General features: G+C 54.3%; 22 protein-coding genes and 1 pseudogene. 9 read left to right on the top strand and 14 right to left on the bottom strand.

Going from position 1 to position 26,306, the window contains the following annotated elements:
* Nucleotides 1-30 precede the first annotated feature (30 nt).
* The 7 genes from WKR14_RS13985 to dauA all read right to left on the bottom strand — a co-directional run bounded on the left by WKR14_RS13985 (nucleotide 31) and on the right by dauA (nucleotide 8,885).
* Nucleotides 31-1,251, bottom strand: coding sequence for a sensor domain-containing diguanylate cyclase (locus tag WKR14_RS13985; RefSeq protein WP_335916986.1), 1,221 nt, complete (start codon nucleotides 1,249-1,251; stop codon nucleotides 31-33).
* A 68-nt stretch (nucleotides 1,252-1,319) separates the two neighbouring features.
* Entirely contained in the window at nucleotides 1,320-2,399 is a 1,080-nt protein-coding gene (purK, locus tag WKR14_RS13980) for a 5-(carboxyamino)imidazole ribonucleotide synthase (RefSeq protein ID WP_101055065.1), read from the bottom strand.
* A 1-nt stretch (nucleotide 2,400) separates the two neighbouring features.
* Complete coding sequence (purE, locus tag WKR14_RS13975; RefSeq protein WP_025010942.1) at nucleotides 2,401-2,892, bottom strand: 5-(carboxyamino)imidazole ribonucleotide mutase; 492 nt, start codon at nucleotides 2,890-2,892, stop codon at nucleotides 2,401-2,403.
* A 241-nt stretch (nucleotides 2,893-3,133) separates the two neighbouring features.
* The gene (locus WKR14_RS13970) at nucleotides 3,134-4,300 is read right to left on the bottom strand and encodes a PQQ-dependent sugar dehydrogenase (RefSeq protein ID WP_101055067.1); all 1,167 of its coding nucleotides are present in this window, start codon (nucleotides 4,298-4,300) and stop codon (nucleotides 3,134-3,136) included.
* A 98-nt stretch (nucleotides 4,301-4,398) separates the two neighbouring features.
* Entirely contained in the window at nucleotides 4,399-5,790 is a 1,392-nt protein-coding gene (locus WKR14_RS13965; RefSeq protein ID WP_339086542.1) for an SPFH domain-containing protein, read from the bottom strand.
* A gap of 10 nt (nucleotides 5,791-5,800) precedes the next feature.
* Nucleotides 5,801-6,886 (bottom strand): alpha/beta hydrolase, encoded by a 1,086-nt coding sequence (locus tag WKR14_RS13960; RefSeq protein WP_339086540.1) that lies wholly within the window; start codon nucleotides 6,884-6,886, stop codon nucleotides 5,801-5,803.
* 211 nt (nucleotides 6,887-7,097) lie between these two features.
* Complete coding sequence (dauA, locus tag WKR14_RS13955; RefSeq protein ID WP_339086538.1) at nucleotides 7,098-8,885, bottom strand: C4-dicarboxylic acid transporter DauA; 1,788 nt, start codon at nucleotides 8,883-8,885, stop codon at nucleotides 7,098-7,100.
* Between the two features lie 373 nt (nucleotides 8,886-9,258).
* On the opposite strand from dauA, the pseudogene WKR14_RS13950 reads away from it, so the two are divergent.
* The 4 genes and pseudogenes from WKR14_RS13950 to WKR14_RS13935 all read left to right on the top strand — a co-directional run bounded on the left by WKR14_RS13950 (nucleotide 9,259) and on the right by WKR14_RS13935 (nucleotide 13,269).
* A pseudogene (locus WKR14_RS13950) lies at nucleotides 9,259-11,151 on the top strand (vWA domain-containing protein).
* Between the two features lie 164 nt (nucleotides 11,152-11,315).
* Nucleotides 11,316-11,867, top strand: coding sequence for a sigma-70 family RNA polymerase sigma factor (locus WKR14_RS13945; RefSeq protein ID WP_339087754.1), 552 nt, complete (start codon nucleotides 11,316-11,318; stop codon nucleotides 11,865-11,867).
* The gene (locus WKR14_RS13940; RefSeq protein ID WP_339086536.1) at nucleotides 11,864-12,691 is read left to right on the top strand and encodes a hypothetical protein; all 828 of its coding nucleotides are present in this window, start codon (nucleotides 11,864-11,866) and stop codon (nucleotides 12,689-12,691) included. The genes WKR14_RS13945 and WKR14_RS13940 overlap by 4 nt, the downstream gene beginning before the upstream one ends.
* A gap of 104 nt (nucleotides 12,692-12,795) precedes the next feature.
* Nucleotides 12,796-13,269, top strand: coding sequence for a cupin domain-containing protein (locus WKR14_RS13935; protein WP_101055082.1), 474 nt, complete (start codon nucleotides 12,796-12,798; stop codon nucleotides 13,267-13,269).
* 240 nt (nucleotides 13,270-13,509) lie between these two features.
* Here WKR14_RS13935 and WKR14_RS13930 read toward each other — a convergent pair whose 3' ends face one another.
* The gene (locus WKR14_RS13930) at nucleotides 13,510-13,926 is read right to left on the bottom strand and encodes a DUF2809 domain-containing protein (RefSeq protein ID WP_339086535.1); all 417 of its coding nucleotides are present in this window, start codon (nucleotides 13,924-13,926) and stop codon (nucleotides 13,510-13,512) included.
* Nucleotides 13,923-14,261, bottom strand: a complete 339-nt coding sequence (locus WKR14_RS13925; RefSeq protein ID WP_101055084.1) for a winged helix-turn-helix transcriptional regulator — start codon at nucleotides 14,259-14,261, stop codon at nucleotides 13,923-13,925. Before WKR14_RS13925 ends, WKR14_RS13930 begins: the two co-directional genes overlap by 4 nt.
* A gap of 206 nt (nucleotides 14,262-14,467) precedes the next feature.
* On the opposite strand from WKR14_RS13925, the gene WKR14_RS13920 reads away from it, so the two are divergent.
* Both WKR14_RS13920 and WKR14_RS13915 read left to right on the top strand, forming a co-directional pair.
* Complete coding sequence (locus WKR14_RS13920) at nucleotides 14,468-14,782, top strand: monooxygenase (protein WP_025010933.1); 315 nt, start codon at nucleotides 14,468-14,470, stop codon at nucleotides 14,780-14,782.
* Nucleotides 14,783-14,916: 134 nt separating this feature from the next.
* Nucleotides 14,917-18,183, top strand: coding sequence for a S41 family peptidase (locus WKR14_RS13915; RefSeq protein WP_339086533.1), 3,267 nt, complete (start codon nucleotides 14,917-14,919; stop codon nucleotides 18,181-18,183).
* 105 nt (nucleotides 18,184-18,288) lie between these two features.
* Here the strand turns inward: WKR14_RS13915 and WKR14_RS13910 are convergent, their stop codons facing one another.
* Nucleotides 18,289-18,732 (bottom strand): OsmC family protein, encoded by a 444-nt coding sequence (locus tag WKR14_RS13910; RefSeq protein ID WP_028781544.1) that lies wholly within the window; start codon nucleotides 18,730-18,732, stop codon nucleotides 18,289-18,291.
* A gap of 342 nt (nucleotides 18,733-19,074) precedes the next feature.
* Here WKR14_RS13910 and WKR14_RS13905 point away from each other — a divergent pair, with 342 nt between their 5' ends.
* Nucleotides 19,075-20,637 carry a S8 family serine peptidase gene (locus WKR14_RS13905; RefSeq protein ID WP_071476308.1) on the top strand — a complete coding sequence of 521 codons (1,563 nt, stop codon included), beginning with the start codon at nucleotides 19,075-19,077 and terminating at the stop codon, nucleotides 20,635-20,637.
* An 81-nt stretch (nucleotides 20,638-20,718) separates the two neighbouring features.
* Here the strand turns inward: WKR14_RS13905 and WKR14_RS13900 are convergent, their stop codons facing one another.
* Genes WKR14_RS13900 through WKR14_RS13890 form a run of 3 tightly spaced genes read right to left on the bottom strand, consistent with a single transcriptional unit; the run spans nucleotide 20,719 to nucleotide 22,950 of the window.
* Nucleotides 20,719-21,042, bottom strand: coding sequence for a DUF3325 domain-containing protein (locus WKR14_RS13900; RefSeq protein ID WP_039033762.1), 324 nt, complete (start codon nucleotides 21,040-21,042; stop codon nucleotides 20,719-20,721).
* Nucleotides 21,039-22,646: a PepSY-associated TM helix domain-containing protein gene (locus WKR14_RS13895; protein ID WP_339086530.1), complete on the bottom strand. Its 1,608-nt coding sequence runs from the start codon at nucleotides 22,644-22,646 to the stop codon at nucleotides 21,039-21,041. The genes WKR14_RS13900 and WKR14_RS13895 overlap by 4 nt, the downstream gene beginning before the upstream one ends.
* 1 nt (nucleotide 22,647) lies before the next feature.
* Nucleotides 22,648-22,950, bottom strand: a complete 303-nt coding sequence (locus WKR14_RS13890) for a hypothetical protein (protein ID WP_071476266.1) — start codon at nucleotides 22,948-22,950, stop codon at nucleotides 22,648-22,650.
* Between the two features lie 350 nt (nucleotides 22,951-23,300).
* On the opposite strand from WKR14_RS13890, the gene hpf reads away from it, so the two are divergent.
* The gene (hpf, locus tag WKR14_RS13885; protein ID WP_039033763.1) at nucleotides 23,301-23,657 is read left to right on the top strand and encodes a ribosome hibernation-promoting factor, HPF/YfiA family; all 357 of its coding nucleotides are present in this window, start codon (nucleotides 23,301-23,303) and stop codon (nucleotides 23,655-23,657) included.
* 75 nt (nucleotides 23,658-23,732) lie between these two features.
* On the opposite strand, the gene WKR14_RS13880 is transcribed toward hpf, so the two are convergent.
* Nucleotides 23,733-24,455 carry a YebC/PmpR family DNA-binding transcriptional regulator gene (locus tag WKR14_RS13880; RefSeq protein WP_286995985.1) on the bottom strand — a complete coding sequence of 241 codons (723 nt, stop codon included), beginning with the start codon at nucleotides 24,453-24,455 and terminating at the stop codon, nucleotides 23,733-23,735.
* A gap of 262 nt (nucleotides 24,456-24,717) precedes the next feature.
* Between WKR14_RS13880 and WKR14_RS13875 the strand changes: the two genes are divergently transcribed.
* A complete protein-coding gene (locus WKR14_RS13875) occupies nucleotides 24,718-26,292 on the top strand; it encodes a methyl-accepting chemotaxis protein (RefSeq protein WP_339086526.1) in 1,575 nt (524 codons plus the stop codon).
* Nucleotides 26,293-26,306: the final 14 nt, after the last annotated feature.

The raw sequence follows: 26,306 nt of genomic DNA, 5'->3' as shown, positions 1-26,306 counted from the left end.
CAATCCCGTCATTGGGATCCGGTTCTTTCCTTATTTGAGCTCACTCTTGCGGGCTTTTTTATATTGGTACATCTGGTTGTCTGCCAACCTGAGACTCTGTTCCACATTGCCATTGAAAGGTGCGATGCCGGCGCTGAAATACACGGCAACCTTATCGGCGGTCAGCTTGGACTCGACTTGCCGTAAGCGTTCTCTGAGCCAAGTTTCACTGCCGTAACAGAGTAGCACAAACTCATCGCCGCCAAAGCGGCTCACCAGCGACGGTGTGGGGAAACCAAGTTTTAGCTCGGTTGCCAAACGTTTGAGCGCAAAGTCACCGGCACCATGACCCAGACTATCATTGATTTTTTTCAGGTTATCCATATCCAGCAGCACCAGCATGCTTTCTATGTTGTTCTTGGGCTGCCACTTCAGGGCTTGCTCTTCAAAATATTTGCGATTGGTGAGCCCCGTCAGGCTGTCAAAGTTGGCTAATCGGTGGATCTGACGGGACTTTTGGTACAGGGCGATGGCATTGGCGGCTTCATGGGTCAAAATAGCCACCAGATCCCTGTCATAGTTGCTGAAGCTGGCAACCAATGAACTGTCGAGGTTGAGCATGGCATAGAGCTTGCCATCAATATGGAGTGGGCTCGAAAGCGTTGCTCTAATAGGAGGGGTGGCGGCGTTTAACAATAATGCTTGAGCTTCAGGACTTAGGCCACTTTGGGCGTTGAGTTTACGCATATCGTTGACGACCACTACCCGGTTGCAACGGCCACTGGTCAACCTATATGCGAAAGACTGCTCCAGAGTCATATTCAACTGCTGCAGTTTAGTCATATCCAGCCCTACAGCCGCTTCAAAATGTAACTTGTTGCTGCCGGGCTCCACCAGGATAATGGAGCCCATTTCGGCGCCATCTATCATGGCAACGGCTTTACTCAACAGGGCATTGAGAAAGGCGTGTTCGGTTTCATATTGACTTGAAAGATGCACTAATTCGAAGGTGGCTTCGTTGATACCCAGTACCTGCTCCAGGTGTTGCCACAGTCGGCCCAGCCGCCCTTGATGGACAAAGTAGCCCAGACTGTAGGCCATGAAATAGATAACAGAAACCCCGCCCCACTGCAGCCAGGGAAGTTCTCCTACTGGACTGGTAACCCAAAATAATAAGGCTATCAGTAGCAGCGGCAGTAACATAAGCAGCAGATGATAACGCAGATCCAATGTGTCTATCTTCTGCTTTTTGAGTCCGTTCTGATCCAACAAATCCTGAAAGCCCTAAAGTTATACCTTGAATTGAACTAAAAGGCGGGCAACCCTTGCCCGCCCGTTTTTCAGCCAAACTCTGCCTGTATCCATGAGAGTGGTGCCTGATACTGAGTCGGCATCCACTGCTTAAGCTGGTTGATACTGTCTGTCAGCGCGTTTTTATCCAGTACCGATAGGTTCAGGTGGCCAACCTTACGGCCGGGGCGCACCTCTTTGTCGTACCAGAACAGCTCGGCATTGGCCAGGCTCAGCCAACGGTCGTCCTTATCTATGCCTATCAGGTTTACCATCACACATTGGAAGTTAACCTGAGGCGTCATCAGTGGCAATTCGCACAAGGCCCGCAGGTGCAACTGGAACTGATCCATATGAGTGCCTGCTTGAGTCCAGTGCCCTGAGTTGTGCACTCTGGGAGCCAGCTCATTGACCAGCAGGTGATTGCCCACCCGGAAACACTCCATCGCCATCACCCCCACATACTCAAGCTCATGCATTATGCTGCTGAGCATAGTCTCGGCCTCGGCCTGCAATGGTTGCAATCGCGCCAAGGGGGCTATCGATGCCATCAGAATGCCATCCTGATGCAGATTGAGTGTCAAGGGATAAAAGAAGCACTCGCCGCTGCGGCTGCGAACCCCAACCAGAGATACCTCTTCATCGAAGGGGATCGCCTGTTCGGCAATCGCCTCATTGCGCCAATCGGCTGGGATAGTGCTCGACTCGGCTTGCTTCAACCAGTGCTGCCCCTTGCCATCATAGCCGCCGGTGCGGCGTTTCAATAGAACTCTTTCACCATATTTGTGATAAAGATCATTGGCTTGGGTGTTATCATCCAGCAGTTCCCAAGGCGCAGTAGCCACCTTGAGCTGATCCAGCAGGGATTTTTGGGTGTATCTGTCGGCGAGGCGGCCAAATACCGGGCCATTGATGAAATGGCAGTGCTGCGACAACTGCAGGCTCAGGGGCGATTCCGGCCACTGCTCACGCTCGGCGGTAATAATATCTGTGTCTGTCAGCGGCAACTTTTCATCGCTTGGCGCCATGATATCCACGGGGCGGACATCTATGGCCAGTGGTTGGCCGGCATGACGCAACATGGCACCCAGTTGGCCATCGCCCAGTACCCAAACTCTCTTGTCAGCCATCTCAGTCTTCCCTCGGATCCGGATTATCCAGTACCGCGCGGGTTTGAGCTTCGCGGAAGGCTTCGAGGCGCTCGGCCAGTTGCGAGTCCTGAGTTGCCAGCATTTGGCAGGCCAGCAGGCCGGCATTGAATGCTCCGGCTGTCCCTATGGCCAGCGTTCCCACGGCAATCCCCTTGGGCATCTGCACTATCGATAACAGGCTGTCCATGCCGCTGAGGGCCTTGCTTTGTACCGGCACGCCCAGTACAGGCAAGCGGGTCTTGGAAGCTATCATACCCGGCAGGTGAGCAGCGCCGCCGGCACCGCCTATGATGACCTTGTATCCTTTGTCTGCTGCTGATGCGGCAAATTCCATCAATTTGTCTGGGGTTCTATGGGCCGAAACCACTTCGACATGGTAGGGCACCTTGAGAGAATCCATGATCTCTGCGGCCGCTTCCATGGTGGGCCAATCACTCTTGGAACCCATTACAACAGCAACGAGGGCTTGCATGATAACTCCTTAACTACTGATTTTATTTATAATATTTTGCCTGTTTCCAGGTCGGGTACAGTAACGGAAGGTGCAAACCAGTCCCATGCGTGCTCTGCGTGGGCTTACAGGACTGGATACAAGGCGTGGTTCGCAGCTTCCTTATCCCGGCGTTGTTCCCAAGGCCGGGCGATAATGGCTGCAGATAATATCATGACAGGACGGCGCGCGCTGCCCTTGAACACTGTGTTTCGGACAAAAATCAGCCCGAATAAAAGATGCGATAGAGGCGGCCTTGGGCATCGTCGGCTATCAGCAAGGAACCATCCGGTAACTGCAGTACATCGGCGGGGCGTCCGGATACGGTTTCGCCCTTGAGCCAGCCTTCGGCAAACACCTGAGGTTCACCGGCCTTGCCCTGTTTTATCGGCACGAAACGCACTCGATATCCTACCTTGCTGGACCGGTTCCAGGAGCCGTGCTCGGCAATAAAAATGCCGCCGTGATAGGCCTTGGGGAAGCTGTCGCCGCGATAGAAGGTCATCCCCAGCGCCGCTACATGAGCACCCAGCTTGACTTCAGGAGAGCTGAAATCGGCAGGCTGCTTACCTTTGCCGAATTCAGGATCCAGGGTATCCCCTTGATGAACGTAGGGATAACCAAAATGTTGGCCGCGCTGACTCAAATGATTGAGCTCATCGGCTGGCATATCGTCTCCCATCATGTCGCGGCCATTATCGGTAAACCACAGCTGGCCACTGATAGGGTCGAAGTCGAAACCGACACTGTTGCGCACACCGGCGGCTTCGAGCCTTGGTTGTTTGCTTTGGAGATCCAGGCTGATTATTTTGCTGTAGTCGCTTCCGGCATCACAGATATTGCAAGGCGCACCTATGGGTATATACAGGCGGCCGTCGGCGGCAAACTTGAGGTATTTCCAGCCGTGATGCTTATCTGTGGGTAAGTCATCATAAAAGATTCGATAACTCGGGGAAGCACTCTGACTCAGTTGCTGCTCGATATTGTCAAAGGCGAGAATTTGGCTCACGGCGCCCACATAGAGAGTCTGGTCCCGAAAGGCCAGCCCGGAAGGCATATTGAGCCCGGAGGCGATCACTTTGACCCTGTCGTGGCGGCCATCGGCATCTGTATCTATTGCGGCATAGACTTTACCTTCGCCGCGACTGCCGATAAAGAGTGTGCCTTGGCTGCCAAGCGCCATCTGGCGGGCATTGGCGACATTATCCAGATAGACTTCTATCTCAAAGCCCTGGGGCAGGCGGATATCCTTCAGTACCGATGGCGCTGAATTTTCAGCCAGTGCAGAGCCACTCACGGTAGCTGTCAGCAAAGCCGCCGTCGAGAGAGCCGCTGCAAGCGAGATAGCGCGGCGTAGCGGGCGCAGTGAAACGGATGAATGCATAGACATAAGGCCTCCTTGCGGTTGGGCATATCAGTATGACCTGAAATGAAGGCAAATAAAAAGGGAGGCCGAGCCTCCCTAAAATTGACTTTCTAACCAGTCCGTTATTTAACGGATGCTTTGCTGCCAAGGGCGGTGCTTTTTTCCATCAGTCCCAACGCCGACAAGCCGGTGATCACGTCCAGATTGGAGGTCATGCCGTTGCCGCCACTGCCGTTGATATAGTTCTTCGGCATATCCACCTTGAAGTTGGGCAGGTTCTGATACAGGGCGTTGGCCACATCCCGGTTCAGCTCGGCCAGATACACCTTCTCATGAGCACCCAATGCCTTGTATTTCGCCGCCAGTACGTCGGCTTCGGCTATCCCTTTTTCACGGATCGCCTTGGCCTCAAACATGGCCGAGGCCGAGTTGGCTTTCTGGATCTCCAGGTTGGCCTGGGCGATTTCCAGCTCCTTGGCCTTGCTCAGAGTGGCGATATCTTTCTTCTTGCGTTCTTCCACCAGTTCACGCTCGGCGATTTGCCGCGCCACTTCAACCTCTTTTTGCTGGGCAATAACCGCCAGCTCCTTGGCACGCTGGGCATCCTGTACTTCGCGGGTCCGCTGGATCTCTTTGCGCAGCTGCTCCGTCTTGGCCTGAGCCTTGGATGTTTCCTGCTCCTGAATGGTGCGGATCCGCTCGGCAACCAGTTTTTTCTTGTCGGTCAATAGCTTGTCCAGCTGATCTTCCGGCTTGGGATCGCCAATGGTGACCTGGGTGACCGTGATGCCATAGTGTTTAAGCGGGTTGTCCTGACGTACAGGATTACCGCTCTTGTCGGTAATAGGCACTGTCTTCCACACCAATTGTTTGGTGGCTTGCAGCTTGTTGGAATCTTCCTGATCGAAGCCAACCGGCACCAGATCCACTTGCTCGACTTCAACCTGGCGCCGCTCAGTGGTGTAGATACCGTTGCTGAGCTGATCCGACAATTGTGCCTTGAACTGATTGAGGCCGCCCTGGAAAAACTCTTCGCCGGTATATTGGGTCGAGGTGATCACAGTGACGTTGCGGGCGTTCTTGATCAACATGGTGTCAATCAGGTTGTCGTTGGAGCGAAACTCCCGATGCATCGTCTTGAGCTGCTCGGGATCATAAGACAGCTTGAAGCGGAAAGTGGCCGGTACCTGGCCTGTGTAGGTATCGGCAAAACGTACCTGCAGCGCCGGCAGACGTTGGTAGAACACCTCGCCCTGGTTGTTGCCAAAGGAGACGGTAACGACCTGATCATAGCGGGTTATTTTCGACAGAAACGGCATGCGAAAGTGGATGCCGGGCTCGGTGAACACATCCAAAGAGCCGGTAACATTGTTTTGATGCACATAGGTGTAACCGGCATCTGTCATCAATACCGAGCTTTGGGCAATTCCCAGGGCCGCCAAAACGCCCACCCCAATCAGAATGCGCTTGGGGGTAAAATAGGATTTAAAACCTGAGGCACTTTTCAGTTCCATCTAATCTTCCTTAATTGAGTTCCAATACGAAATTGACATAATCCGGGTATTTCTGCTGCCAGGCATCATCAAAGAAATGCCCGCCATGATGCGGTTTGACCTGCAGTTGATTACCCGGGCTAAAAAATTGTTCCAGCTGTTTATCCAGCGCCAGATTACTGCTGTGCTCCTGTTCGCCGTATGAGATAACCAGCCGCTTACCGGCGGGCGCCGAAGCCTTGATTTCGGTTTGCATACCGCCTGCAGACAATAGCAGGGCGCCGACATAATCATTCGGGTGTTTGGCCAGCAGGTGAGCGCTGTGAAGGGCACCCTGGGAAAAGCCCATCAATGCCACTTTCTGCCTGTTGACAGGGCTGTTCTTTGCCGCCTTGGCTAAAGCCTGCTGCACTGCCTGGTGACTGGACTCGGTTTCGGTTCTGGCCCAGCGGAAGCTGTGCTCATTGAGCTTTTCCGTGCCGTTGATGCCGATAAATATTGCCCGTTCAGTTGTCAGCAGTTTGGCCATATGGGCACTGTTACTGCCTTCGGTGCCATAGCCGGATAACCAGACCAGCACGGGCCAGCCATCTTTGGGGGCAGGCCCCTTGGGTTGGTAGATATAAGCCTTACCCGTATCCTTGGCGTGCTGAAGATAACGGCTCTGACTGTTTTTAAGTACAGTGCGGTACTCATCCGTGTCTCTGATGGCGTTAAGTTCGTCGTCTTCCTCGAGCATGATATATTGCCACAGGCCACGGTTGTCGGCTTGCAACAGCATTTCGATGGCTTGCTCTTTAAGTTCCAGCATTGCCAGAGTACCGGCGGCTTGATAGGGCGCCCAGATATTACTGCTATCGCGCTCAGTAGCCATCAGGTAATAGGCGAGGGCGCCGGCGTAGTTGTTGTAGCGGCTTTTTTCATTATCCCCCTGGGCGATAAAGTCTTCCGCATTGGCCTGACTCAGATACAGGTTGGCTATCGGGCTCATCGCCTGCCAGCGGATCTCTGCCTCCGTTTTTTCTTCATCTGCCAGCGCCAGTTGGCTTAGGCAGAGCAGTCCCAGTCCGGCTCCCCATTTCAACAGGTGGTAGCGCTTAGTGTGTTTGGTTTCCATCCCCAGTCCTTTGTCTTGTGGCGGCGATTCGCATTGCACTTTTTCGAGTGCTTTTTTAGTCAGCGCGCATACTAGCAGATTAGCTTTAGTGGGGGGATAGCCAATTTCTTACAATTGTGTCAGTAGTTTGCGATGATTATTGCTTTGGCTGGATAAGCGAGCGCCCGGGTAAAACCGGGCGCGGGAAGATATAAGCAACGGCAAGTTAACGCTATTGTGCCGGTTTGCTCTGGGTGGCTTTTGCAGGAGTTTGGCCATCCGTACTGAGCGGCACCTGTTCTTCAATCAGCTCTCTCAAAGTGGGATAGAACTTGAGTACACCTTCGATAGGCTGAACCTTGGCCTTGGCCAGGGTCCGGATCGGCTGGAACTGCAGATCGGCAACCAGCAGACGGGTATCGTTACTTTGGCATTTGCGTATCAATTTATTCAACGCCGCCATGCCACCGGCATCGAGAATCGACACCCCATCCATATAGAGCACGATTGTTTGTTTATTCTGGGTCATTTGCGCGATTTCAGCAAAGATGCGCTCTGCCGCGGCAAAAAACAGCGGGCCGTTGATCTTCATTACTACCCAATCGTTCGGTAACGGCCGGTCAATATAACGTTTATTGTGGCTGATATCGTAGAGCCGGGTCATCTCGGCGATCTCTTTCATAAACAGCAGGGCTGCCAGCATGATCCCGAAGGAGATGGCGATCACCATGTCGAACGCTACCGTCAGGAAAAAGCAGCTTAAGAACACCCAGATATCGCTGCGCGGCGCGGTTTTCAGCAGTTGCCAGGCTTTGGGAGCTTCGCTCATGTTCCAGGCCACTACCAGCAGCAAGGCCGCCATGGCAGCCATTGGCAGGAAGGAAAGTAAGCCTGCCAGCGCCACCAGCCCCAGGAGTACCACCAGGGAGTGGATAATTGCCGATATCGGGCTGAAAGCACCGGCCTTGACGTTGGCCGCGCTGCGGGCGATTGCGGCTGTGGCTGTGATACCGCCAAAGAAAGGGGCCACTATATTACCTATCCCCTGGCCAAGCAGCTCACTGTTGGCGCTGTGACGCTTACCTGTCATGCCATCGAGCACGACGGCGCACAGCAGGGATTCGATGGCGCCCAACATGGCGATGGCAAAGGCAGCCGGAGCCAGCGCTTTTACCATCTGCCAGGAAAGCCCCAGAGGTTCCCCATCCGGCCCAGGTTGCAGCCAAGGCCACTCAAAGCTTGGCAGGAAGGGCGGAATGCCATTGCCTTGGCTACCATCGGGCAGTAGATAATGGAAGCGGCTGCCTATGGTTTCGACCTCTTGCCCAAAACTGCCAAGCAGCAGTGCAAGTAGACTGCCGACTATGATAGCCGGTAGATGCGCCGGCACAGGCAACTTCAGTTTTGGCCATAACAACATTACAGCCAGAGTGACCAATGCCACCACTAAGCTGGGAAAATCGGTTTGTGGCAGCGCCAGCGCCAGTACCTGCAGCTTTTCACCGAACTGCTCCGGCATGCTGTCTATGGGGAGGCCGAAGAAGTCTTTCAGCTGCAGAACGGCAATGACCACGCCTATCCCGGCGGTAAAGCCCAGCGTTACCGATTGGGGAATATATTGGATAAGGCGACCAAGGCGCAGCAGCGCCATGGCTATCAGAATCCCCCCTGACATCATCCCCGCCATTAGCAGACCGGCGAGACCAAACTCCTGGGCTATGGGATAAAGCAGCACCACAAAGGCGGCGGTTGGGCCAGAGATGGAATAGCGTGAGCCGCCGGTAAGGGCGATGATAAAGCCGCCTATGATAGCGGTATAGAGACCATATTGAGGGGCAACACCACTGGCGATAGCCAATGCCATGGCCAATGGAATGGCGATGATCCCCACTGTGACCCCGGCCATCAGATCTTGGCCAAAGTGCTTACCACTATAGCCTTCCTTGGCGATGACTTCACGCAGGGCATGGCCCAGGCGCAAAGAAAAGAGTTGGGTTCTGAAATTGCTTATGTGAGGCACGTCGACAGGGCTCCAGAAAATCGAACACGGCTTGTGGCCGGAAAAAAAGAGCCGTTATTTTAGGCTTCTGCAAACCCATCTTGTGTGATGTATGGCTCAAAAGCTAAATTTTAAGCTTTTTTTTGGGTTGAAAGTGTGTTTGGTCGGAGGTGGTTATGCTTCTCAGGTTTGCCCATCTTTTTTCTCTGCCTTGGTCGCTTGGTGTTTCTCAGCCATCATCCAACAGCGCTTTGGTTTATTGGCAAGATTTATTGTGGGTTCAATAACCCTTTTGCTTCTGCTGTCCGTTTGCAATAACAACAGCCAAATAAGGAGAAATGTTATGAAGGCGACAATGTTAGCAGGCACGTGCAAGGTGAGTAGCAAAGGGAAGATGGGGATAAATCAAAGCGCGGCCATTGCCGGGCGTCGGTATCATCTTAGCCTGTTGGCCATTTTAGTTGGCAGTTTGGGGTTGGCCGCTTGCCAGCCACAGCAGTCCCATGAGCCACCCAAGGTCGCCAATCAAGCGAGTGAGCCTCAGTCCTCTGAGGTTGAAACTACTGTGCTGCCAAGCAAAGACCCCGGGCAGGATATTGTGAATGCTATAACCCAAGCGCAAGCCCAGAAATTAGCCGTCAGCGCCGCCGCATCGCCGCGGACTTTGTATCAGCCCAATGTCCAGCCAAGAAGCTTGAGCGTGCCATCTGAATTGACTCTGGCGGATGTGAATTATCCCAGCGCCACAGTGCTCGCCAATGGCTCGGAGGTGTATATCGCCAACGGCATCATGGTGGCGGGCGAGACGCCGCTATCGACCTTTTCCGTTGACGTGGACAGCGGCAGTTACAGCCTGATGCGGCGCAGTATCAACCTGGGAGCATTGCCCCCCAAGGGTACAGTGAGAGTCGAGGAGTTGATTAACTATTTCTACTACAACTACCCACAGCCGGACAAAGGCGAGCCTTTCTCCATCAGTACTGAGCTGGCGCCGTCGCCTTACAATGAAGGCAAGATGCTGCTGCGTATCGGGCTTAAGGGCTATGAAGTGCCGGCCAGTCAGATAGGTGCCGCCAACCTGGTGTTCTTGCTGGATGTTTCCGGCTCCATGTCATCGCAGGACAAGTTGCCGCTGCTGAAATCGGCCATCAAAATGCTCAGCGACACGCTCACCTCACAGGATAAGGTGTCGATAGTCGTCTACGCCGGTGAGGCCGGCGTAGTACTGGACGGTATCAATGGCGCCGATAGCGAGAGCTTAGACGCCGCTTTGGCTGAGCTTAAGGCCGCCGGTGGCACCAACGGCGGTGAAGGCATCCAAACAGCTTACCGTTTGGCCCGCAAGCACTTTATCAGTGGCGGGGTAAATCGGGTTCTGCTGGCCACCGACGGCGACTTCAATGTAGGCCTGACCAGCAGGCAGGAGCTGCTGGCGCTGGTTGAACAACAAAAGCAGCAGGGGATAGGCCTGACAACTCTGGGGTTTGGCCTAGGCAACTACCGCGACAGCATGTTGGAGCAGTTGGCGGATAAGGGTAATGGCCAATACGCTTATATCGATACCCTCAACGAGGCTCGTAAAATCCTGGTGGAGCAGCGTAGCGGCACCCTGCTGACCATAGCGTCGGATGTCAAAGTGCAGCTTGAGTTCAACCCGGCGCTGGTGGCCGAGTATCGCCTCATCGGCTATGAGAACCGCGCCCTCAAGCGGGAGGATTTCAACAACGATAAGGTCGACGCCGCCGAAATGGGCGCAGGGCATGTGGTGACGGCCCTGTATGAGCTCAGCCTTACGGATTCAAATAATCTGGCCAACGATGCATTGCGCTATGGTCGCGACCCTGTCAGTGGCAAGGAAAAATATAGCCGTGAAGAGCTTGGTTATCTGAAACTGTGAGCTAAACCACCCTTGAGTGACAGCAGCAAAGACAGCAAGAGTCGGCTTTATACTCACGCCATTCGCCTGGACTCGGCCCAAAAGTCGCTTGCGCTCGCCAGTGATGATCTGCGTTTTGCCGCGGCGGTAGCCGGGCTTGGGCAACTGCTTAACGGCTCAGTGTATCTGCACGACTTTGACTGGCGCCAGGTCGCCGAGCTTGCCGATTCGGCCAAGGGCGAAGACCCATACGGTTATCGACATGAGTTTGTCAGCCTGGCTCGCAGCGCCGCACTGTTGGCCGAGCAACCCGGGATTAAGAAAGCCATGATTAACAAAATCAGCGCCGAACCTATGTCCGAACCCATGCTTGAACTTATGCCGGCCTCCGGATTTAAGCCGCTGGAATAGGGGCATAGGCAAAACTGAGACCCAGAGTCGCGCCATTGGGGTTTACAGTCCAATGGCATGGGGGCAAACTCTCATCCCAATAGCCAACTAAGCTGCCGGTCAGGAGAGAGAATTTGGAACAGCAAAGGCAAACGGGATTGCCAAGTGGTGAGGATGAGACCTGGATGCTGGCTTATGCCGCCGGAGATGCCCAGGCCTTTGAGCGCCTCTATCTTAAACATAAGGGCGGACTCTACCGGTATTTTGTCCGCCAGTTAAGTGACATGGCCTTGGCTGAAGACTTGTATCAGGAAACCTGGAGCCGGGTGATCAAGGCGGCGCAGAGCTATCAAGCCAGTGCCAAGTTTACCACCTGGTTGTACCGGATAGCCCACAACCTGCTGATTGACCATGTGCGGGCGGTTAAACCGGTCGACAGTCTCAGCATAGATGAGGACGAGCCGGATGCGCAGGCCAATCTGGTGGGCCCACAAACCGCCGAGCCGGATAGCGAGTTGCTGCGAAGTCGTCAGGTCGCCTGGCTCAAGGAGTGCATCGGTCTCTTGCCCCAGGTGCAGAAGGAAGCCTTCTTGCTGAATCAGGAGTTCGGGCTGACGGCGCAACTGATCAGCGAAGTGGCCGGGGCGACGCTGGAGGCCACCAAGAGCCGGATACGTTATGCCTATCAGAGCCTGCGTGACTGTTTGGGGCGCAAGACCCAGGAGAGCATTGAATGACAGAGAGCAAACGCGATGATGCTGCCACACCAGAGTCGCAGATAGATGCGCTCTATCGTGAAGGTGCTGTCGAGCAGCCGCCCCAGGCCTTGGATCAGCAAATTCTGCAGCAGGCGAGGGACAACTGCCGCCAAGCACCAGAGGTGATCCGTCCGGCGCCCGGATTCTGGCAAAAGCACAGATATGGCCTATCCGCCGCGGCTTCTGTGATGCTGGTGGCAGGGCTGTTTATTCTGAATCCCGAGCTGCGAAACTCATCGGCGCCGCAGCTTAGTGCTCCGGCCAATTTGGAAATCAGCCCGCAGGCAGATAGCGCTGAAGATGCGGCGCAGCCCGCCAGGCTGCAACCCATGACCGCCAAGCGAGCGGCACCTCAGGAACAAGCTGTTCAGCAACAGGATATGCCTCCTCAAGAAAGTGCTGTAAAGAATCGCGCCGTGGCAGAGGATACTGTGCAGCAAAGAGCGAGAATGGCCCCCAGGCAGCAACAAGCTCTGGCCGCGTTGCCAAGGGATATCGACGGCCGTTTGGATCGGCTGACAAGTGCCATCGAAGTCGGTGAACTTGAGCAGGCGGCAGTGCTGGTACGAGGCATAGCCGCAGATTATCAACTGACGCTGCCGGATACCTTGGCCAAGGCCTTGAATCCAAATGAATCGGCCCTGGTGGAAGAAGCGGCACTGCAGCAACTGAAGCAGCAGTCCTTTATCCATCAGGATACGGCGCCCGAGAATGCGCAAGTGCTTAACCGGGAGCAGAGCGAGCGCTGGCAAGCCTTGCTTGAGCGTCTCAAGCAGAGTCTCGAAGTCAAAGAGAATCACTGAGACTAAGGACTGAGCTTAACTTAAAAAGAGTTATCGGGAAGTCCGTCAGTTTTAATCCATCACGGGGCAGGGAGCCTGCCCTCATTTTAATAACAGGAGTTTTTATGTTGACCGCCGATGATGTTATCCAGGCACTCGAGCTTGAGCCCCATGTTGAGGGCGGGTATTTCGGTCGTTCATTCGTCTCGGACAGCCGGTTTGATGACAGCCGTAACCTGTGGACCAGCATCTACTTTATGCTCAAGACGGGTGAAAAGTCCCACCTGCATCAACTGACGGCCGATGAGATGTGGTACTTCCACAGTGGTGAGTCGCTGACCATCTATATGATCTCCGAGCAGGGTGAGCTGACCGAGGCTCAACTCGGGATGGACTTGGCCAAAGGTGAGCGGCCACAGGTCTTGGTGCCCAAAGGCACTATCTTTGGTTCGGCAATGAATAACCCGGGCTATTCGCTGGTAGGTTGTATGGTGGCACCTGGCTTTACCTTCGATGACTTCAAGCTGTTTGGCCGTGATGAACTGCTCGAGCGTTTCCCTCAGCATCAGGCGTTGATAAACCGCCTGACCCGCGACTAGCGAGCTTTACAAGGTTTACGCTTATTTTGAGCCGTGACTTTTAAATCGCTATTTTTGAACCGTGACTTTTAAACCGCTATTTTTGAACCGTCAAATCCCCGGGGGGCAGGTGCTAACCTGCTCCCGGTCTTTTAGCCCAAGTTAGTGGATAATTCTCAGTCTTAATACCGCCCAGGTGGTGCAGATATTGGCCTAAGATAGGGGATAAGCACCGAAACTGAGTTTTATTTCAGGGATTATTCACCGGCCCTTGAGCTTGGCTCTTCCCGGAAAAGACAGCGCAATGGAACCAGGGAGTAACAGCAGGCAACCCAGGCTGTATGCCAGCAGATCCAGCCAATCGAAGTGGCTGCCGATAACGATTCGTGCCAGGCGAATATGGCCCAGCCCCAGCTTATCCACCAAGCCAAAGGCCTGGCCAAACTCTATGGCGAAGGCAAATACCAACACCAAGGGAAGCAGCAACCGACTTGCCCAGGGGCTCACGGTTTTAAGGGCGCAAAACATCAATATGACTACCAGCAGATCGCCGATAAACCCGCGGATGAAGCCGGGCGGGGCGTAGCGGGCTATCAATACTTCAATACCGAATAATAAAACAGTGGCCAAGGCAAAATGCCAGCGCTTCAAGCCATCGAACCAGGGCACAGGTTTCATTGGGGCTCTCCCGTCAGCAAGTCGGCGTTTTGCTCGGCAAAAAGGTGCATCTGTTCCAGCAGCGGCAACAGTGCCATTCCAAGCGGACTGAGACGATAGTCGACTCTGGGTGGCACTTCAGGGTAGAGAGTACGGGTGAGTACGCCGTCTTGCTCCAATTCCTTTAGCTGAGCGGTCAGCACTTTTTGACTGACACCGGGCAGATGTCGTTTTAGGTAGCTGAAGCGCTGTGGTTGCTGTTGCAGCAGGAACAGAATGGCGGGTTTCCACTTGCCGCAGATCAGCCGCAGAACCTGATAGGCCGGGCAGAGAGGGGCTTGCTGATTGAGTGTCATAAGGCTGGGCGCAAGTTACTTTAGGGTAACTATGCCACTAATTTGTGCCTCCTTGTAGCGAACGCGCAGCAGTTTTATGATTTTATCAGGAAGGTCCTCACGGCGCTCTCTTGAAAGAGAGCGGCTAAAACAGTGACAGGCGTTCAAGGCCTGTCACTTGTTTGTATCTTCCCTGACATTTATCCGCAAACCAAGGGGAGGGTTGAATGACCACTCTATTGCAAATCGATTTTGAATTTCCCGCCGAAATGATGGGCGATGCCCTGACTGAGCAAGCCAAGCCTCTGGCCGAGTCCATTACCCGGGAGCCGGGTTTCATTGCCAAAATCTGGACTGAAAACCCACGCAGCGGCGAGGCCGGTGGCATCTATCTGTTTGAAGATGAAGCCAGCGCCGAAGCTTACGCCTGCATGCACTCACAACGAGTGGCGGCCATGGGCGCCCACAACATACGCATCAGGCTGTTCGATGTGAATGAATCCTTGAGCAAAATAACCCACGGCTGGCCGCTATCAGTTTGATTTTTCAGTATGCCTGCCGACACATTTGCTAAAACTTCTGTCGTCGGCAACAGCTGAATCCCGCTGCTTTCTCTGTTAACTTGTTGGGCTCGTAAAACCGTACCAACAGACTAATAACAGAGATAGAGGCATTCATGAAACTTCGTCACTCCGTGGCCTGCTGTATGCTGGCATTGGGAACTTTGGGCAGTGCAGCCGCCTACGCCGCAGAAGCGGGCCAGGGCTATTACCGTTCGCCCGCGATTCATGACAACACCCTGGTGTTTACTGCCGAAGGGGATATCTGGACTCAGAAGCTCGGGCAGGACAAGGCCGCCCGGTTGACCAGCCTGCCGGCCGAAGAGTTGAATGCCAAGATCTCTGCCGATGGAAAATCGCTGGCGTTTACCGCCAACTATGACGGTGCCCAGGAAGTCTATGTGATCCCCATGAGCGGCGGGATAGCCAAGCGCGTCAGCTTCGAAAACAGCCAGGTACGGCTGCAGGGCTGGACCGCAAATGGCGAAATTCTCTATGCCACAGACAATGCCCAAGGGCCGGCGAATTACTGGGTGCTGCGTTCGGTAAACCCGGATACCCTGACAACCCGCGATCTGCCGCTGGCCGATGCCATAGAAGGCGTGGTTGACCCACAAGGCGAGTATGTCTACTTCACCCGCTTTGGGCTGCAAACCACAGGGGATAATGCCAAGGTGTACCGCGGCGGCGCCATGGGCGAACTGTGGCGTTATCAACTGGGGCAGGACAAAGAGGCCGTGCGGCTGGGCAAAGAGCATCAGGGCTCGCTGCGTCATCCCATGCTGTGGCAGGGGAGGGTCTATTTTGTCTCGGATGCCGATGGCAACGCCAACATCTGGTCTATGGCCAGCGATGGCTCAGATCTTCAACAGTTGACTCAATATCGTGATTTCGAAGTGCGCAGCCCCTATCTGGATGGCGGCCGCATAGTGTTCCAGCTGGGCGCCGATATTCACCTGTGGGACCTGGCTTCCGGGAAGGAGCAGAAGCTGGATCTGCGTCTGGCCTCCGACTTCCCCGAGCGGCGTGAACATTGGGTTAACGATCCGCTCGATTTTGCCACCAGTGCCAGGCTGGCCCCGGCAGGAGACAAGGTGGTCATCACTGCCCGCAGCCATGTGGCGCTGGCGACTACAGATGGTTCCCGTCTGGTAGAGCTGGACTCGGACGGCAAGCATAGAATGCGCAACGCACTGATGAGTCATGACGGCCGTTGGGTCTATGCCATCTCGGATGCTTCCGGTGAGCAAGAGATCTGGCGTTATCCCGCCGATGGCAGCGCTGGCGCCAAGCAGCTGACCCAAGATGGCAACACATTGAGAATGAGCCTGGAGCTGTCGCCCAATGGTCGTTATTTGGCCCATGATGATTATGCCGGTAATTTGTGGCTGCTGGATCTCAAAGACGGCAGTAATAAGAAGATAGTGACCAACAACGAAGGTCTTGGCCCCTATGCCGATATCCGTTGGTCGCCGGATAGCCGCTTCCTGGCTTTGACTCGCTCGGAAGTCGGTGCCCAGCGCAGCCAAGTGATGCTTTACTCACTGGAATCCGCCAAGGGCGAGATGCTGACCAGCGACAAGTACGAGTCTTTTTCGCCCAGCTTCAGCCCGGATGGTCAGTGGCTCTATTTCCTGTCAAACCGTGAGTTCCAGGCCACTCCAGCTTCGCCCTGGGGCGATCGCAACATGGGCCCCGTATTTGACAAGCGTAGCCAAATATTTGCCCTGGCATTGAGTCAGGATGCCCGTTTCCCATTCCAACGTCCCAACGAACTGCAAGGCGTTGCTGCCGGTGATGAAAAGGCCGCTGACGATAAGCTGAAAGTGGATTGGCAAGGCCTGAAGTCGCGGCTGTGGCAAGTCCCCATCGAGGCGGGTAATTACCAGAAACTGCAGGTGTTGGGCCCGGGCCTCTATCTGCTCGATAGCGATATCACAGGCAAACAGTCGGCGCTCAAGCTGGTGAAGTTTGACCCTTTGAGTCCCAAGTTGGAAACATTCGCAGATGATGTGCGCGATTATCAACTCTCGGCCGATCAGAGCAAGGTATTGCTGCGGAAGCAGAGCAATCCCAAAGAGATGGTGATAGTGCCAGTGGGTGACCAACTGCCGGGCGATCTCAGCAATGCCGTGGTGCAAACATCCCAGTGGCAACTCGCCATTCAACCGCGTCAGGAGTGGCAGCAGATCTTTGAAGATGCCTGGCTGATGCACAGAGACTCTTTTTTCGACAACAAGATGCGCGGGGTCGATTGGCAAGCCGCCAAGGCCAAATATCAGCCATTGCTGGACCGGCTCACCGACAGACATGAGCTGAATGATATCTTCACTCAGATGATGGGTGAACTGGATGCGCTGCACTCGCAAGTGCGCGGCGGTGACTTTGCCAAGGATCCCGATATGCCCAAGGCCGCCGAGCTGGGAGCACGTCTGAGTCAGGTGAAAGATGGTGTCAAGGTCAGCCATATCTATCGCACCGACCCTGAACTGCCGATGCAGGCCTCACCGCTGGCGCGCCCCGGGGTCGATGTCCGTGATGGCGACATCATCACCCATATCAATGGCCGGAAATTGGCTACCCTGGCGCAGCTCACCTCTATGCTGCGTAATCAGGCCGACAAACAGGTGCTTTTGGGACTCAAGCGCGGCAGCAAACAGCACAAGGTAATAGTGCAGGCGATCAGCAACCGTGACAACGCCAAACTCAGGTATCTCGATTGGGTCAATGCCAATGCCGATAAGGTGGCCAAGGCCAGCGACGGCAAGATAGGTTATCTGCATCTGTATGCCATGGGCAGTGGTGATATTGAGAGCTTTGCCCGCGAGTTTTACGCCAACTACGACAAGGATGGTCTGGTTATCGATGTGCGCCGCAATCGTGGCGGTAATATCGACAGCTGGATTATCGAAAAGCTGCTGCGTAAGGCCTGGGCCTTCTGGCAACCTACAACAGGCGCGCCTTATGTCAACATGCAGCAGACGTTCCGCGGCCACCTGGTGGTGCTGACAGATCAGTTGACCTACTCCGATGGTGAAACTTTCTCCGCCGGCATAAAGGCACTGGGATTGGCGCCCTTGGTGGGTAAACAGACGGCGGGCGCCGGGGTGTGGCTTTCGGGCCGCAACAGCCTCACCGACCGGGGCATGGCGCGGGTTGCTGAATATCCTCAGTATGCTATCGATGGCCGCTGGGTGCTTGAAGGCCGCGGTGTCAGCCCGGATATCGAGGTCGACAATCTGCCTCTGGCAACCTTCAAAGGCAAAGATGCTCAGCTTGAGCGGGCTATCAGTTATCTCAAGGATGAACTGGTTCGCGAGCCGATACCGGCATTGAATGCTCGCCCCATGCCCCCCAAGGGCGAAGCGGACGATATTAAGTAAGCATGCAGCGATAAAAAACAGGGGATGCATTTGGCATCCCCTGTTCAGGTGTTAGGGTGTTATCGGCCAAGTGGTTCCCGGGCCGGTGACACCCGTTTTTATTGCTCAGAAATTGATTTCCACTTCGGTATCTGCCGCCAGTGAGTTGGCGATAAAGCAGTTGGCATGTGCCTTTTCGTGGATCTTTTCCAGTGTTTCCCTATCTATCTCAGTGCCTTCGGCAAAAGTGACTTCAGGGTTGAGGCTCATACGGGTCACGGCAATTTTGCCAGACTCCTTCTTGCCGATTTCTGCGGTGGCGTTATCCCGGTAGCTCTCGACCGGTAAGCGCTTCAAGTGAGCTATGGTCAGGAAGGTCAGCATATGGCAGGACGACAATGCCGCCAGCAGACTCTCTTCCGGGTTGACCTTGGCCTCATTGCCTTTGTATTCGGGGGCTGCTGACGCCAGCAGCTGTTGGCCAGTACCAAAGTCTATTTGATGATCTCGATTGAACTCTCCCTCGGGCGCCGGGCTGGTTTGCCAGGATACGGTCAGATGAAAACTCAATTGGATGCTCCTTGAGACGGTTTGCAAAGTAGCGGCCACTATAGCCTATTTGCCAAACCCTTGTCTGCCACAGGTCATCACGATTCCATTTGGCTTATTTGTTTTGGGTGTTTTCAATAATTTTGTTGTTTTATTTGGTTGATTTAATTTGTTATTTTTAATTTTTTACTTCTAATTCTTTAGTCTGATCTCTTTGGTCATTCCACCTACTTTAGTCTTGCATCTGAAGTCTTGCAGCGCTATAACAACATAGTGTGTAAACACTTTGTTTCAATTGTTAATAAAAATAATATTTCGAGATGAATCGAAATGCAGACCAAAAACAAATTGCAGGAGAACATTATGCAGGCATTTTACAAGCCCCTCGCAGCAGCGGTGACTTTGGCGCTGTGCGTCGGTGCACAGGCTGCAGATAACGAACGCTACATAGTTAAGTTCAAGGAGGGGAAAGGCCCCAGCACTATGGCGCAGATGAAGGCCATGGGTGCTAAAATGGAGCTGGATCTGTCGGCCCACAACGCCGCCGCTTTTTCTATCCCGGCTCAGGCTCTCAAGGGTCTGGCCAACAATCCCAACGTGGAATATGTCGAAGCGGATGTGAAGCGTTTCCCGCTTTCACAGATAGTGCCTTATGGTATTCCCATGGTGCAGGCCGACCAACTCAGTGACGCCCAGACCGGCAATATGAAGGTCTGTATCATAGATTCGGGTTACCAGTTGGCTCATGAAGACCTATCGGGCAACAATGTTGATGGCACCAATGATCCGGGTACCGGCAACTGGTACACAGATGAAAACCATCATGGTACCCATGTGGCCGGGACGATTGCCGCGCTCAACAATGGGGTTGGTGTGGTAGGCGTAAACCCCAACGGCAATCTTAACTTGCACATTATCAAGGTATTCAATGCCGATGGTTGGGGCTATTCATCCAGCCTGGTTGCCGCACTGGACAAGTGTGAACAGGCCGGCGCCAAGGTAATCAACATGAGTCTGGGTGGCAGCATGAAGAGCCGCACCGAGGACAGCGCCTTTGCTGCCGCCGACAGTCGCGGCATTCTGAGTATTGCTGCAGCCGGTAACGACGGCAATACCCGTCACTCTTATCCGGCATCTTATAACTCTGTGGTGTCGGTTGCCGCAGTGGATGCCAACAAGCAGCATGCGGATTTCTCACAGCGTACCAGTCAGGTTGAGCTCTCCGGCCCGGGGGTCGGCGTACTTTCCTCTGTGCCTATGGGCACTGCATTGGTAGCTGCTGCCGCTGTTGCCGGCAATGGTTATGAGGCCATAGGTATGGAAGGCTCACCTACAGGTAGCGCCGCCGGTACTCTGGCTGACTGCGGCACAGGTGAGAGCCAGTGTGATGCCGCCGGCAAGGTGTGTTTAATTCAGCGCGGTAATATCGCCTTCTCCGACAAGGTGCTCGCCTGTGAAAACGGCGGTGGTGTTGCGGCCATTATCTACAACAATGAGCCGGGTGCCTTGAACGGGACTCTGGGTGAGGTGGTTACCGCCATTCCGTCTGTGGGTGTGAGTGATACCGATGGTGCGGCCATGTTGGCGGCCGTGGGCAGCAATGCCAGCGTTGATATCGGCGCGGGTAACTATGCATACTTCGACGGCACTTCGATGGCGACACCTCATGTGGCCGGGGTTGCGGCCTTGGTGTGGAGTCATTTCCCTCAGTGCAGCAACAGTGACATTCGTGCGGCATTGCGTGCCACCGCCGAAGATCTTGGCGCTTCCGGCCGTGATGATGAGACAGGTTATGGTCTGGTACAGGCCAAGGATGCTGTGGATTATCTGACCGCCAATGGTTGCTCCGGCAGTGGCACCGGCGGTGGCGGTGACACAGGTGGATGTAAGGGTAAAGGCTGTAAAAACCCGAAAAATCCTCGCTGATTGCTGGATCTCTTTTGAGATACACACTAAAAAGCGCTGCAGTTGCAGCGCTTTTTCATGGCGAGTTTGAGGCAGAGTTGGTTAGATAAACCAACCCGCTATCAGGATGACAGGTGCCAATATTAACGTTTTTGGTAGGCTACGGCTGGCATAGCTGAGCTGTAAAACCACAGGCAGGGCGGCCAGCGTCATCAGACCGAAAAACAGTATGCTACCGTAACCCCAATCATATTTTGTGACACACAGTATCAGGCTCATCAGTAGCGTCAGCCAACCACTGACATACAATAGCTGGCTTTCCAATGTTTTTGGCGCGCGCCCCATGGCCTCACGGAAATGACCGAACATGGACATGGCCAGCAGGCCAAAGGCGAGATAAGTCAACGCAATAAGTGCAATCATCATCCGCGCACCGCCTGAAGTTTTTGGGCCTTGGCCGTTTGTTTCATTGGCAGTCTCCCCAAACGCTTGAAGGCAAATAAGCCAAGGGCAGCGAAGGCCAGCGCCAGCAGATCAAATCCTGCCAATTGCCATTGACCGGCCGCGAAGTTGCTCAGCAGGTTGGCTGGCGAGGTCAGGGCGTTCAGCAGCGGCAAGAACGCCAGTGCGGCTGTCAGCGCCGCCAGTTGAGCGCGCCACATGGCTTTGTCTCGGCGCCAGATAGCCAGCAGGCCACTGATCACCAGCAGAATAAAGAAACTGTGAACCTCCCATTGACTGCGGCCAGGCAAAGAGGCCGGCAGCAGGCGATTGGCATAGAAAAAGGCCACTGTGCCCAGGGGCAGACCGAGGATAAACATCAGGTTCAGCGTTTCCACCAGGCGCAGACCCAGGCTGGGCTTGGCGCCCTGACTGATGGCTTTTTGTTGTTTCTGGCGAATCTTAACCGCCCACATCAAGGTGCCGCTGGCTATCATCACGCAGCCGCTCAGCCCCAGAAGGAAGAAGAGCCCCCTCAGTACGGGGCCGGAGAAACGGGCGGTGTGCAAGGACATCATGGCGTCGTGAGTTGCCTTGGCGGCGCTGATGTCGTTGTCCGCGCTGTAGAGAAGCTCGCCATCAGTACCGCTGAACACCATAAACAGCTCCCGCTCTGTGACCTGCTCGCCTGTGTTGAAAGTGACCACTACCCGGCTGTTGGCATCATCCGGGTTGATCACTGACACCGACTTGAGCGGCAGTTCGGCAAAGGTTTGCTGCACCTTGGGCAGGAAGCTTGCCAGTGGCAATTGAGGCGCGGCTTCATTGGCGGCAGCTATGCGGGTAAAGCTGCTGCCGGGACGGGCTTCATTGATAAATTCCCGGCGGTCACTGTCATAGTTGACCAATATGCCCCAGGGCATATAGATGATCATCAGGGTGATAAGCCCGGTATAAGTGATCATCAAATGGAATGGCAGTGCCAGTACCGAACTGACATTATGGGCATCGAGCCAGGAACGACTGCCCTTGCCGGGGCGGAAGCTGAAGAAGTCCTTGAAGATGCGTTTATGGATCACTATTCCTGAGATAATCGCCAGCAGCATAAACATGGTGCAGAAACCGACAATCCAGCGCGCCGTGATGGCCGAGATATAGTGCAGATCGAAATGCAGGCGATAAAAGAAGTTGCCGCCGCGGCTCTCCCGCACTTCAGTCACATAGCCGCTGTTATCGGCCTTGACTGCATGTTCACTGAAGGCGCCGCGGCGCTGTCCCGGCTCCGGCGGCTGTTGCCAGCCATAACTCAACATGGGATGACGCTCAGTGGGGAATTCAATCAGCCAGCGCTGGGCGTTGACCGCATTTTGCCTGAGATAATCCTCGCCCTGACTCAGTTGCTCAGTAAGGCGGGTGGTATCGTAGGATTGGAACACCTCTTTGTGTAGCTCAGGCTGATTCCACAGGCTGATTTCATGGCGATAGTAGCTCAGGGTTCCGGCAAAAAACACCAATAACAGTACCCAACAAACCAGCAGGCCTACCCAGGTGTGTAGCCAGGTCATAGTTCGAAAAAAACTGTCTTTCATCTCAAGCCCCCAGCAGTTTCAGCACGCCAAACAAGGCGGCCGCCAGCAGCAGGAGTTCCTGCCAGGCCCGCAAACTGCGTTTGATGCAAAATACCCTGATAACCACCAGGGCGTAGATCAAAAAAGACAGCATCATGGCGCACACTGTACTGTCGATACGGCTCATCGGCAGACTCACAGCCAACAGGGCACAGGCCAAAGACGCAATAAGATAACCGCCAATAATAGATGCCAGCGCCCGGCTGATAATGGTCAGGGCTTGGGGATGGCGCCTGGGAAACTGTAATAGAGATAAAGATTTCATGATTGCTGCGGATAGTGCATTGGTCATCAAGGGAAACAGATGCGCTGATTCTATCTTAATAATGCTTAATGATAAACATTAGCATTCGTGTTTTACTTGTAAATGATGCCTGTATCAAGTTGGCCAGGGTTTGATAATGAAGGGGCTGAAAATATTGAACTGAATTAAATCGAGCTAATTACAGGCGATAAAAACAGCACTAAACAGGGAGTATGATGAACTCTGGATTAATTTTGACCATACAAGAGCAGAATAAGGCACTTATCGAGCTTTATTTGAACATTGCCCCTTGTGTTTTACGCTGAAAGCCCCAAGCTCTATAAGTGAATCAGCAGAAAAAAGGAAAACCTATGAAAATTCAGCTTTCAGGTCATCATGTTGAAGTTACAGCAGCAGTACGTAGCCATATCGAAGAGAAGTTTTCCAAAATCGCCAAGCATTTTCCCAGCCTGATTGGCTTGGACATCATTATTGCCAAAGAGCATGGCGTACATCAGGTTGATATTCGAACCAATTACGAGGGGGTGGCGGTCGCGGCCTCCGGCAAGAACGAAGTCATGTATCCGGCTATCGCCGAGGCAGGCAAAAAACTGGAAGCGGCGCTCAAGCACAGAAAGGGACAACTCAAGGCCGATCTTCATGAAAAGCCCGAGGTGACCACCCCGGAAATAGCCCACGAGATCATCCAGGAAATGGAACTGCGTTAATTCAAGGACTTAACTTTGATGCAGAAATGAAAAAGGGACCATCTGGTCCCTTTTTCATATTCTAAATCTTTGAGATTATTCGATGATCTCGGCGTTGTGATAGACATTTTGCACGTCATCACAGTCTTCCAGCGCGGCAATAAACTTGTCGAACAGGGCGACATCTTCACCGGACACTTCCACCATGTTCTGTGGTACGAAAGTGATCTCTTCCATCTCAAAGTTGACCTCGGGGAAGGCTTCCAGCAATGCCGTCTTGGCCTTGTAGAATTCGGTGTTGGGGGCGTAGACACTGATCATGCCGTTTTCCAACTCGACATCGGCAACATCGACATCGGCCATCATCAGGGCTTCGAGCACCACTTCATCGTCTTCACCGGGGAAGACAAATACTGCCTGGTGATCGAACATGTGGGCCACAGTGCCTGGGCCACCCAGCTTGGCATCATTCTTCACAAAGGCCTGACGAACCTCGGTGAAGGTGCGCTTGCCGTTGTCGGTCAGACAGTCGACAATCACCATGCAGTTACCCGGGCCGAAACCTTCATAACGGGCAGTATCATAGTCTTCACCGCCACCACCTTTGGCCTTGTCGATGGCCCGGTCAATAACGTGTGCCGGTACCTGATCTTTCTTGGCGCGCTCAATCAGGCGCCGCAGTGCCAGGTTACCGTCGGGATCGACACCGCCACCCTTGGCACACACGTAGATCTCTTTCCCGTAACGGGAGTAGACCTTGGTCTTCTGTGCAGCCGTTTTGGCCATGGATTCCTTGCGGTTTTGATATGCTCTGCCCATCTTTGCAATGTCTCATCAATGCGTTGAAAAAGAGTGGCAGATTCTAGCAGCTTTCCCGCACTAAATGCACCTGTCGGCCCATCGGGCTGCCGGCAGTGTGAAGCCACGCCTGATCATGCTTACCGTCTCCGGCCGTAGAAGCTCATTACCTCGCTATAGACTTATGTCCAATTCGGCAGAGCGCCGTGCTTTGGGTTATGCTGAAAACTCAAGGATCCCTTATTTGGTACAAACCAACAATAAGGATAGGAAGGGAGGCTGCATGTCTGAGAAAAACCGTATTTTGCCTATGCTGGCGGGGTTGCTGCTCGGGGCGCTGGCACTGGGTTGTGTCCAGTTGGCTTTAAGTGCTGACAATCTATTACTTTCACTGCTTGGATGGTGTCTTGCGCTTCTTGGCCCTGTATTGGCGCTGCGCTGGGCTTCCCGCCCCGTGGTCCAAAGCGCCAAGCAAGCATCCAGTGAGGGCGCAAGTGATGACAAGGCGGCGCAGCAACTGGGCCGGGATGCCAGTCGTATTGCTATCGGCGCTGCCGAAGTGTCCCACTTTGTTGACCAGCTCAAGCTCACTCTGGACTCCAGCGGCCAGCAAGCCGGGCAAATTGCCGTGGCGGCCAATCAGCTGAGTCATACTACCGTGGCTTTGAGTGAACATGCCGAAGTGGTGCTCAATCAGGCACAGGCATCGCGCAGTGTCAGCATGGAAGGGCGTCAGTATGCCGCCAGTGGTTTTCGTGCGGTTGAAGCCTTGAGCCTGGATGTTGACAAGGCCGCCTCCGGCGTGGGACAACTCAAGGCGCAGGCCGATGCCATAGGCAAAATTACCGAAGTGATTGACAGTGTTGCCGCCCAGACCAATCTGTTGGCGCTCAATGCCGCCATTGAAGCCGCCAGGGCCGGAGAGGCGGGCAGGGGCTTTGCCGTGGTGGCCGATGAGGTGCGCAGTTTGGCGGCCAAGACCGCAGAGGCTACCCAGAATATTGCCGCCATGTTGACCCAGATAAGAGAGCTGACCGATGGCACCTCACAGCTAATGAATCAGGTGGTTAGCCAAACGGCCGGCGCCGTGGATGCCATGAATTCACTGGAGCAGAGGTTTGACAGTATCGCTTCGGGTGTCGAGGATTCGGCGCAGGCGCTAGAGCAGATTGAGGCGGCTTTACGTGAATATCGCGGCACTACGGCGGATATTTCCAATGCCATTACCCATATCAGCGAGTCGCTGACAGATACAGGTCGTCGCAGCGAGCAGATCTCCCGTCAGGCTTTTGGGCTGTCGCAGACCACAGAGGGAATGTTCCGGGCGCTTTCGCATTGGGATACCGGCAGTTTCGATCAGCTTATTCTCAAAGAAGCGCAGCAGGCCGCCAAGGCTTGCGCCCAGGCGCTGGAGCAAGGATTGGCGGAAGGCAAGTTTACTGAGCAGCAGCTGTTTTCGCCGCAATATCGGCCGATAGCGGCGACAGAGCCGCCCAAATACAACACCGCCTTTGACGGTTTTACCGACAAGCACTTTCCGGCCTTGCAGGAACCGATACTGGAGCGTCACCGGGAGGTGATTTACGCAGGTGCGGTCGATAAGAAGGGCTACTTTCCTACTCACAATCAGCGTTTCTGCCAGCCGCTGACCGGTGATAGGGAGCGGGATATGCTGCAAAACCGCACCAAGAGATTGTTCAACGACCCCACAGGGATCCGCTGCGGCCAGCACACAGAGCCGGTGCTGCTGCAGACCTATAAGCGTGACACGGGCGAGGTGATGCACGATCTCTCTGTGCCCATTTATGTTAAGGGCAAACACTGGGGTGGCTTTCGGATAGGCTTCAAGGCCCAGTGATGCTGAAGTGCGGA

This window comes from Shewanella chilikensis, assembly GCF_037953065.1.
GTDB classification, from domain to species: domain Bacteria; phylum Pseudomonadota; class Gammaproteobacteria; order Enterobacterales; family Shewanellaceae; genus Shewanella; species Shewanella chilikensis.
This window is presented reverse-complemented; position numbering and strand designations above follow the sequence as displayed.

Bases quoted from the DNA above. Each gene is read 5' to 3' on its own strand.
- WKR14_RS13905 (WP_071476308.1), top strand. From the start codon at position 19,075: ATGCAGGCATTTTACAAGCCCCTCGCAGCAGCGGTGACTTTGGCGCTG.
- WKR14_RS13940 (WP_339086536.1), top strand. From the start codon at position 11,864: ATGACAGAGAGCAAACGCGATGATGCTGCCACACCAGAGTCGCAGATA.
- WKR14_RS13935 (WP_101055082.1), top strand. From the start codon at position 12,796: ATGTTGACCGCCGATGATGTTATCCAGGCACTCGAGCTTGAGCCCCAT.
- hpf (WP_039033763.1), top strand. From the start codon at position 23,301: ATGAAAATTCAGCTTTCAGGTCATCATGTTGAAGTTACAGCAGCAGTA.
- WKR14_RS13920 (WP_025010933.1), top strand. From the start codon at position 14,468: ATGACCACTCTATTGCAAATCGATTTTGAATTTCCCGCCGAAATGATG.
- WKR14_RS13960 (WP_339086540.1), bottom strand. From the start codon at position 6,886: ATGGAAACCAAACACACTAAGCGCTACCACCTGTTGAAATGGGGAGCC.
- WKR14_RS13880 (WP_286995985.1), bottom strand. From the start codon at position 24,455: ATGGGCAGAGCATATCAAAACCGCAAGGAATCCATGGCCAAAACGGCT.
- WKR14_RS13875 (WP_339086526.1), top strand. From the start codon at position 24,718: ATGTCTGAGAAAAACCGTATTTTGCCTATGCTGGCGGGGTTGCTGCTC.
- WKR14_RS13895 (WP_339086530.1), bottom strand. From the start codon at position 22,646: ATGAAAGACAGTTTTTTTCGAACTATGACCTGGCTACACACCTGGGTA.
- purE (WP_025010942.1), bottom strand. From the start codon at position 2,892: ATGCAAGCCCTCGTTGCTGTTGTAATGGGTTCCAAGAGTGATTGGCCC.
- purK (WP_101055065.1), bottom strand. From the start codon at position 2,399: ATGGCTGACAAGAGAGTTTGGGTACTGGGCGATGGCCAACTGGGTGCC.
- WKR14_RS13915 (WP_339086533.1), top strand. From the start codon at position 14,917: ATGAAACTTCGTCACTCCGTGGCCTGCTGTATGCTGGCATTGGGAACT.
- WKR14_RS13965 (WP_339086542.1), bottom strand. From the start codon at position 5,790: ATGGAACTGAAAAGTGCCTCAGGTTTTAAATCCTATTTTACCCCCAAG.
- WKR14_RS13970 (WP_101055067.1), bottom strand. From the start codon at position 4,300: ATGTCTATGCATTCATCCGTTTCACTGCGCCCGCTACGCCGCGCTATC.
- WKR14_RS13930 (WP_339086535.1), bottom strand. From the start codon at position 13,926: ATGAAACCTGTGCCCTGGTTCGATGGCTTGAAGCGCTGGCATTTTGCC.
- WKR14_RS13900 (WP_039033762.1), bottom strand. From the start codon at position 21,042: ATGATGATTGCACTTATTGCGTTGACTTATCTCGCCTTTGGCCTGCTG.
- WKR14_RS13945 (WP_339087754.1), top strand. From the start codon at position 11,316: ATGCTGGCTTATGCCGCCGGAGATGCCCAGGCCTTTGAGCGCCTCTAT.
- WKR14_RS13890 (WP_071476266.1), bottom strand. From the start codon at position 22,950: ATGAAATCTTTATCTCTATTACAGTTTCCCAGGCGCCATCCCCAAGCC.
- WKR14_RS13925 (WP_101055084.1), bottom strand. From the start codon at position 14,261: ATGACACTCAATCAGCAAGCCCCTCTCTGCCCGGCCTATCAGGTTCTG.